The 7,245-nt window shown below is 69.5% G+C and carries 9 protein-coding genes; 3 read left to right on the top strand and 6 right to left on the bottom strand.

What is annotated here, in order from left to right; all coding sequences use genetic code 11:
* Positions 1-68: 68 nt before the first annotated feature.
* The 4 genes from selD to FUT87_RS12170 form a co-directional block, all read right to left on the bottom strand.
* On the bottom strand, positions 69-1,142 hold the full coding sequence (selD, locus tag FUT87_RS12185; RefSeq protein WP_147241183.1) for a selenide, water dikinase SelD: 1,074 nt from the start codon (positions 1,140-1,142) through the stop codon (positions 69-71).
* 11 nt (positions 1,143-1,153) lie between these two features.
* Positions 1,154-1,822, bottom strand: coding sequence for a tRNA-uridine aminocarboxypropyltransferase (locus tag FUT87_RS12180; protein ID WP_147241182.1), 669 nt, complete (start codon positions 1,820-1,822; stop codon positions 1,154-1,156).
* A 32-nt stretch (positions 1,823-1,854) separates the two neighbouring features.
* Positions 1,855-2,700 (bottom strand): ProQ/FINO family protein, encoded by an 846-nt coding sequence (locus tag FUT87_RS12175; RefSeq protein WP_147241181.1) that lies wholly within the window; start codon positions 2,698-2,700, stop codon positions 1,855-1,857.
* A gap of 129 nt (positions 2,701-2,829) precedes the next feature.
* On the bottom strand, positions 2,830-3,033 hold the full coding sequence (locus tag FUT87_RS12170) for a hypothetical protein (RefSeq protein WP_091728034.1): 204 nt from the start codon (positions 3,031-3,033) through the stop codon (positions 2,830-2,832).
* A gap of 201 nt (positions 3,034-3,234) precedes the next feature.
* Between FUT87_RS12170 and FUT87_RS12165 the strand changes: the two genes are divergently transcribed.
* Complete coding sequence (locus FUT87_RS12165; protein ID WP_099860285.1) at positions 3,235-3,795, top strand: thymidine kinase; 561 nt, start codon at positions 3,235-3,237, stop codon at positions 3,793-3,795.
* A 21-nt stretch (positions 3,796-3,816) separates the two neighbouring features.
* Here the strand turns inward: FUT87_RS12165 and FUT87_RS12160 are convergent, their stop codons facing one another.
* Positions 3,817-4,056 (bottom strand): hypothetical protein, encoded by a 240-nt coding sequence (locus tag FUT87_RS12160; protein ID WP_091728029.1) that lies wholly within the window; start codon positions 4,054-4,056, stop codon positions 3,817-3,819.
* Positions 4,057-4,354: 298 nt separating this feature from the next.
* On the opposite strand from FUT87_RS12160, the gene FUT87_RS12155 reads away from it, so the two are divergent.
* Entirely contained in the window at positions 4,355-4,912 is a 558-nt protein-coding gene (locus tag FUT87_RS12155; RefSeq protein ID WP_147241180.1) for a GAF domain-containing protein, read from the top strand.
* 80 nt (positions 4,913-4,992) lie between these two features.
* On the opposite strand, the gene FUT87_RS12150 is transcribed toward FUT87_RS12155, so the two are convergent.
* Positions 4,993-5,751: an enoyl-CoA hydratase/isomerase family protein gene (locus tag FUT87_RS12150; protein WP_147241179.1), complete on the bottom strand. Its 759-nt coding sequence runs from the start codon at positions 5,749-5,751 to the stop codon at positions 4,993-4,995.
* A gap of 264 nt (positions 5,752-6,015) precedes the next feature.
* Between FUT87_RS12150 and FUT87_RS12145 the strand changes: the two genes are divergently transcribed.
* Complete coding sequence (locus FUT87_RS12145; protein WP_147241184.1) at positions 6,016-7,050, top strand: branched-chain amino acid ABC transporter permease; 1,035 nt, start codon at positions 6,016-6,018, stop codon at positions 7,048-7,050.
* Positions 7,051-7,245 lie beyond the last annotated feature (195 nt).

Genomic DNA, 7,245 nt, shown 5'->3' with positions numbered 1-7,245 from the left:
AATCCTGCCCCCGCAACCAATCGAACAAGGGCCCTCATGTGAGGGCCCTTTGTTCTTTTCAGCGCCGCTCAGGCCACACGCAACTTCGGACCTTCTCCCGATGCCGTGACGCGGCCGATGACCGCCGCCGCGTCGAACCCGTGACGCGCGAAGACGGCGAGCACCGCGTCCACCGCAGCCGGCGCGCACGACACGAGCAGGCCACCGCTGGTCTGCGGATCGCTCAGGAGCGCTTGCGCCTGCGAGGGCAGCGAGCCGGCCAAGGCCACCTCCGCGCCGTAGGCGGCCCAATTGCGGCCCGATGCGCCGGTCACGAAGCCTTCGCTCGCCAGCGATGGCACGCCTTCGAGCAGCGGTACCGAATGCCAATCGATCTCCACCGCGCAGCCCGATCCACGCGCGATCTCCAAGGCGTGCCCTGCCAGACCAAAGCCGGTGACGTCGGTGAGCGCATGGACGCCGTCGAGTGCGGCCAGCTCCGGCCCGGGCGTGTTCAGCTTGGTCGTGGTCGCGAGCATCCGCTGATAGGCCGCGTCGTCGAGCTTCCCCTTCTTGAGCGCCGCCGACATCACACCAACGCCCAGTGCCTTGCCCAGTACCAGCACATCGCCGGCGCGGGCATCCGCGTTGCGCTTCACCCGGGAGGGATGCACCAGTCCCAAAGCCACCAAGCCATAGATCGGTTCGACCGAATCGATCGTGTGTCCGCCCGCGATCGGGATGCCCGCCTCGCGACAGACCGACGCGCCGCCTTCGAGGATCCTGCCGATGGTCGCCGTGCTCAGGACCGCCACCGGCATGCCGACCAGGGCCAGCGCCATGATGGGCTTGCCGCCCATGGCATAGACGTCGCTGATCGCGTTGGTCGCGGCGATGCGGCCGAAGTCATGCGGGTCGTCGACGATCGGCATGAAGAAGTCGGTCGTGGCGATCAGCGCCTGTTCGTCGTTGAGCCGATAGACGGCGGCGTCATCCGCCGTCTCTATCCCGACGAGCAGTTCGCGGGGGACGGGGAGGGCACTCGTCCCCTGGAGGATTTCCGAGAGCACACCGGGCGCGATCTTGCAGCCGCAGCCGCCGCCGTGCGACAGCGAGGTGAGTCGGGGCTCGGAAGGGGGATTGGCGGGGGAGGAAGGATTCATGGCCGGGCAGCTTACCGCGCGCCGGCTCCACCGACCGAGGGAGCGCGGTCAGCCAGACCCTGCTGAAGGGCGATGAACGCGTCCATGGCGGCCCAGAGGGGCGCGTAGCGCGACTCGTCGCCCTCGAGCTGTGCCAGCGCGAGGGCGCAGGCCTCGAGCGTGCTGCGTTGCGACTCCGCGTGCGCGCGCCGGATCGCGTAGCGGGAAGGCGGCGGCGCATCGAGCGCCATCCGCGGGAGCGCCTGCAGCCAGGGGTTCTCATGAAGCAACCGTCGACTGCGGCGCCAGGTCCCGTCCAGGACAACCAAGGTGGTGAGCGGCGGCGTACCAGCGAGCGGATTCCCATGGCGCGCCCCGCCGCGGGGCGCCGGCGCTGGTTCCGCGGTCGCGGCGTTGCCGGGCGTCGCCGGATAAAGCAACACGAGCCCGGCGGTCGAGGCTGGCGGATCGAATCGTTCGCCGATACGCAGTTCGACGCGAGACAGGCAGCGCGCCAGCAGGCCGGCCGTGCCCTTGGCCTGCCCGGCTTCGTCGCGGTCCTGAAGGATCAGCAGCGGGGTGAGGTTGTCGACCGGCCGCACGCAGGCGCACCAGCAGCCGACCGACGGTCGGCCGCAGCCATCGCAATGCGCGCGGCGCCCGGCGCGTTCACTGCGCGGCGGGCGCTCGTCGACAACCATGGTGGGGAGCGCGTCGGCGCGCGGTCAGCCGATCAGCGCGGTTGGCGCGGCGGCTTGCGGCCTTCGTTCGGACGGCCGTCACGGCGGGGTCCATCGCCGCGCGGTGCCTGGCCGGGGCCGCCAGGTCGTCCTTCGCCACGAGGGCCGCCACGACGATGCTCCTGGCCTCTGGGCGGTCGGTCATGGCGCTCCTGGCGCGGCGGCTGTTGCGCCTCCTCCTCGCGCGCCAGCTTCAGCTGGGCATCGAGCTGTTCCTGCGTCAGGCCCTTGAGCGCGCAGAAGTTGGCCGGCGTCAGCGTGGTGCGCGAGAAGTCGCGCAGCAATTGCGCGCGTTCCTGGCGTCCGCGGTCTTCCTCGGCGCGACGCGCCTCGGTGATGCCACGTCGGCGAGTCAGCTCTTCCTGGGCGGCGTTGCGGTGCTCGTCGCTCAGCTCGCCGGCGGGCTGGCCGTCCAGGTCGAAGCGGGTCTTGGCCCGCGTCAGCGCGATCAGATAGCCGGTGCCGCCGGTATAGCGGCGCAGGAAGGCCGAGAGCTGGGTCTTCGTGAACTGGCCCGGGGCGCGCTGCTGGATGTCGGACTGGACCCGCAGCTTCAGCGGCTTGGCGCCGCCGCCGAAGAGGGCCGGGAAGAGCTCCTTCAGCTTGGCGGCGACCGCCTGGACGTCGACGCGTCCGCCCTCGGCCGACTTGGCCGGACTCGGCGCGGTGCTCGCGTCGGGCGGGCTGACCTCGCCGGCGGCATCTCCCGCTTCCGGGGCGGGCGCGGCGTCGGCTTGCGGCGCCGTCAGCGCGGCGTCAGTCGTCTCGGCGACGGGGGCCTTCGGGTCCGGGACTTCGGGGGAGGTCACTTCGCCTTGCGGCGGGGTGCTGGAGGACATGCATCAAGCGGCGCGGAGCCGGCCTTCGGGAAAAAGGGGGATTGTGCCCATAGCCGCGCGGGCGTGGCAATTCGCGCCGATCGACGGCGGCCGTCCGTCCTGCCTGAAGACGGCCGCCGGGAGGGGGAATCAGGTCTTGGGTTCGCAGGCGGGCTTGCAGACCAGTTCGGTCCGGCCCAGGATGCGCTTGGACTGCAGGCTGCTCGGAGGACGGTGCCGACCGCACTTGAAGCAGGAACGGGTCTGGCCGCTGCCCTGGAACGGCGACCCTCCCAGCTTGGAGGCGTAGCGCAGGCCGTCTTCCCGAACGGCGGTGCTGGTGTCTTTGCTCATGGTCTCGCTTCGCTTGGCGCTCTTGTTCGCACCGGCGGGGTCGTGTCCCGGCAGTGCATCGATTCCCTCGCAATCCATATTAGGTGGGGCGTATGACGCCCCGCTACATCGCTTGCCCGGGGGTGAAAGCACCGGCCGACGAACGGTCGCAATTGCGCCGACAATCGCCCGCTGCCCGGCGGGACCGGGCGTGCAAGGACCATGGCCAAACTGTTTTTTCGCTACGCCGCGATGAATGCCGGCAAGTCCACCGCATTGCTGCAGGTGGCGCACAACTACGAGGAGCGCGGCCATGCGGTGCGCCTGTTCACCGCCGGGGTCGACGACCGCTACGGCAAGGGATTCATCACCTCGCGGCTGGGGCCGCAGCGCGTGGCGGAGGTGTTCACCGCCGAGACGGACTTCCGCGCGCTGATCACGCAGTCGCCGGGCATCGCCTGCATCCTGCTGGACGAGGCGCAGTTCCTCACGCAGGACCAGGTCTGGTCGCTCCACGAGATTGCGCACATGCGCCATGTGCCCGTGATCTGCTACGGGCTGCGGACCGACTTCCGCGGCGCCTTGTTCACCGGTTCGGCGGCGCTGCTGGCGCTGGCCGACGAGATGGACGAGATGAAGACCATCTGCGACTGCGGCCGCAAGGCGACGATGAACATGCGCGTCGACGCCGCCGGCCGAAAGCTGACCGAAGGCGCGCAGGTCGAGATCGGCGGCAACTCCCGTTACCGCGCGGTCTGTGGACGCTGCTTCAGGGCGTCGTGAGGACGCCCGGTAAGCCTGGGCTTACTTCTTGGTTGCCAGCTGCTCTTCCAGTTCCTTGCAGGACGGAGCGCAGACGGGTTGGGACTTGCCCAGCAGCTTGCGGGACTTCAGCAGCGCGCGGGGGCGATGCTTGCCGCAAAGGAAGCACGACATGGTTGCCGCGCCAAACGAAGAGGTCGCCGCGAAGGGCGAGCCGGGAGCTTTAGAGCGATAGCGCAGACCATCGGCTTCGATGGTCGTCTTGGTCGTATCCTTGGCCACGCTGATCCTGATCCTGATAAGAGTTTGAAATGCCGCGCCGACCACCCCAAGTTCCCCCCAGGGGCGGACGGCGAAACCCGTATTTTCCTATAAGCCGGACCCTCCCCGTACCGGGGCATCGCTAATGACCTCGCGCGAAGGTCGCCCGAATCGGTTGCAAGAGACATTCGTCGCACGGATGGGCCTGTAACACAGCCTCCCGGCGGCTTGGCAGCGTTTAGGGAAAACACCTAGAATGCCGCCCGCGCCGTTCACCGTGGCGTCAATGACAAGGACACATGAGGGAGCGAGCGCAACGATGGAAAGGATCGAGGGGCTGTTCGCCGCCATGCGGGCGGCCAGTCAGGAACTGGAATGGCCGGCGACCGAGGCCCGCGACAGCGGCCTGGACACCGCCGGCGAACTGGCCGAGCGCTACGCGCAGGCCATCAGCGAGGCCTTGTGCGGCCACTTCCGCAGTTCGCACGCCAGCCTCTGGCTGCTGGACGGTGAACCGGGCGCCTACCGCCTGCGCTGCCTCGGCGCCCATACGATCGACGGACCGAGCCGCCAACCGCCGGTTTGCGAGCAGCGCGCCTATCCCGGTTATTTCGACACCTTGCTGTCCGAAGGCGTCTTCAACTGCGCCGATGCGCGCACCGATCCCCGCCTGAGCACCCTGCAGCCGCCGCCCACCTGGCGCGCGATGCTGGACGTCAGCGGCCAGATCAACGGCAGGACCTTTGGCGTGATCGCGCTGGGAGAGCGCGACCAGGCCCGCGTGTGGACCAAACGCGAGGAACTCGACCTGCGCCGCGCCACCGCGAAGGCTTGTCTGCACCTGCATGCCTGGCGCCACGAGCTGGAAACCGTCTGACCACCGCCTGACCTCGCCGGCGGCGGCCGTCCCCCTCATTCCCCGTTATTTCCCCCGTCGTTCCCCCTTCAGGGTGCGGATCAGCGGCCGTTGAACCTGGGCGCGCGTTTTTCCTGCCAGGCGCGAACGCCCTCCGCCAGATCCTCCGACGCGTTCGACACCGCGATGTCCGCGCGCAGCGCCTCGATGTCGAGCCGGCCGTTGGCGATCGCGTTCAGATGGCGCTTCATGCCGGCGAGCGCCAGCGGCGCGAAACCGCAGAGCCGCTCGCACAGGGCCTGCGCCGCCGCCTGGAGCGCCTCGCTGTCGTCGAGCAGGTGATCCAGGAAGCCGCTGGCGTGCATCGCGTCGGCGTCCAGGGTCTCGCCGGCCAGCAGCACCCGCTTGGCCATCGACAGCCCCAGCCGGTTCACGTACCGCTCCATGCCGCCGCGATAGAAGTGCAGCCCCAATCGCGCGGCGGGCACGAACATCTCGCACTGCCGAACGCCGAGCCGGAAATCGCAGGCCAGCGCGAGGTCGGTGGCGCCGCCGTAGACGCCGCCCTGAAGGGCCGCGACCGTCACCGGCCGGGCCTGTTCCCAGGCGTCGGTGAGCGACTCGAACAAGGCGCCCGCGTCCACGCCGGGCACCGCGTCGATGTTGAAGCCGCTGCAGAAATGCCGGCCCTCGGCGCGGAGCAACAGCACGCGGACCGAGGGCGTGGCCTCGACCTCGCGCAGGTGGGCCTGCAGCGTCTGCAGGTCGATCAGCTCGAGGCGGTTGGCGACATGCGGCCGCCGCAGCGTCACGCGGGCGAGCGGTCCGTCGATCTCCAGCGCGGGGATGTGTTGAGGCATGGCGGCGCAGTCTAGCGAAGCGGCGCGTAGCACAAACCGTCCCACCGAGCCTCAACTTCGACCGACCGGTCGGATTAATCAATTGCGAAATGTCAATGCGGCATCCACTGACGGAGCGCCGTGGGCTTCCCGCTAGAGTCGGTCGCCACACGTCGCATGAACGACCAACCCCGGGCGATGGCCTTCGGAGCGTTCGCGACGCCGCCGGCACGCATCGGCGGCGCGCGATCAACGGCCCCGCCCGGCACCACGACAGGAGACAAGGTGGACGGGGCGATTGCAAGCATCCTGGTGCTGGACGGGGTGACCAACGGCGCGATCTACGCGCTGCTGGCACTGGCCCTGGTCCTCGTGTTCGCGGTCACGCGGGTGATCTTCATTCCTCAGGGGGAGTTCGTCGCTTTCGGCGCGCTGACGCTGGCGGGACTGCAACTCGGCCACACGCCGCTGACGATCCACTTCCTGATCGCGATGGCGCTGCTGGCCGCGGTGCTGGACCTGATCGCCGCCGCGCGCGCCGGACGCCTCGCGGCGGAACTCGCGCCGATCGCGCTGCGCGCCTTGCCCGGCGTCGCGATTGGGCTGTGCGCGCTCTGGCTGGCGCCGATGAAGCTGCCGCTGGTGGCGCAGGCGCTGCTGACGCTGGCGGTGGTCACGCCGATGGGCGGGCTGCTGTACCGCCTGGCCTACCAGTCGCTGGCCGACGCCTCGGTGCTGGTGCTGCTGATCGTCTCGGTCGGCGTGCACTTCGCGCTGACCGGACTGGGCCTGGTGTTCTTCGGCGCGGAGGGCTCGCGCAACCCCAGCTTCTGGGACGCGAGCTACGCGGCAGGGCCGCTGATGTTCTCGGGCCAGACGCTGATCATCGTGATGGCTTCGGCCGCGCTGATCGTGGTGCTGTGGCTGTTCTTCGAGAAAAGCCTCTACGGCAAGGCGCTGCGCGCGACGGCGGTGAACCGGCTCGGCGCGCGGCTGATGGGCATCTCCAGCACCTCGGCCGGGCGGCTCTCGTTCACGCTGGCCGCCTTCATCGGCGCGCTGTCCGGCATCCTGATCAGCCCGACCACGACGATCTTCTACGACAGCGGTTTCCTCATCGGCCTGAAGGGCTTCGTGGCCGCGGTCTTCGCCGGGCTCTCCAGCTACCCCGGCGCGGCGCTGGGCGCGCTGCTCGTCGGCCTGATCGAGTCCTTCAGCTCCTTCTGGGCCAGCGCCTTCAAGGAGGTCATCGTCTTCACCACCATCCTGCCGGTGCTGCTGTGGCGCAGCTGGCGCGACCCGCACCATGAAGAGCATTGACGTGAGCTCCGATCGAGCCGCCATGAAGGCCTCGCCCCCCGTGCCCCCCATGCCCGCCGCGGCGCGCCCATGGTCGCGCGCCTCGCGCCGGCGCTGCTGCTGGCGGTGCTTGCGGCACTGCCGCTGCTGCCGGTGCCAGAGTTCTGGATCACGCAGCTGAACTACATCGGCATGTTCGCGCTGGTCGCGCTCGGC

It is taken from the genome of Mitsuaria sp. TWR114 (assembly GCF_007997345.1).
The sequence above is the reverse complement of the archived record's forward strand: the minus strand, read 5'-3'. Positions and strand labels throughout refer to the sequence as shown.

What these genes read in the sequence shown, in the direction of transcription:
- selD (WP_147241183.1), bottom strand. Translation starts at nt 1,142, where the DNA reads ATGAATCCTTCCTCCCCCGCCAATCCCCCTTCCGAGCCCCGACTCACC.
- FUT87_RS12180 (WP_147241182.1), bottom strand. Translation starts at nt 1,822, where the DNA reads ATGGTTGTCGACGAGCGCCCGCCGCGCAGTGAACGCGCCGGGCGCCGC.
- FUT87_RS12175 (WP_147241181.1), bottom strand. Translation starts at nt 2,700, where the DNA reads ATGTCCTCCAGCACCCCGCCGCAAGGCGAAGTGACCTCCCCCGAAGTC.
- FUT87_RS12170 (WP_091728034.1), bottom strand. Translation starts at nt 3,033, where the DNA reads ATGAGCAAAGACACCAGCACCGCCGTTCGGGAAGACGGCCTGCGCTAC.
- FUT87_RS12165 (WP_099860285.1), top strand. Translation starts at nt 3,235, where the DNA reads ATGGCCAAACTGTTTTTTCGCTACGCCGCGATGAATGCCGGCAAGTCC.
- FUT87_RS12155 (WP_147241180.1), top strand. Translation starts at nt 4,355, where the DNA reads ATGGAAAGGATCGAGGGGCTGTTCGCCGCCATGCGGGCGGCCAGTCAG.
- FUT87_RS12150 (WP_147241179.1), bottom strand. Translation starts at nt 5,751, where the DNA reads ATGCCTCAACACATCCCCGCGCTGGAGATCGACGGACCGCTCGCCCGC.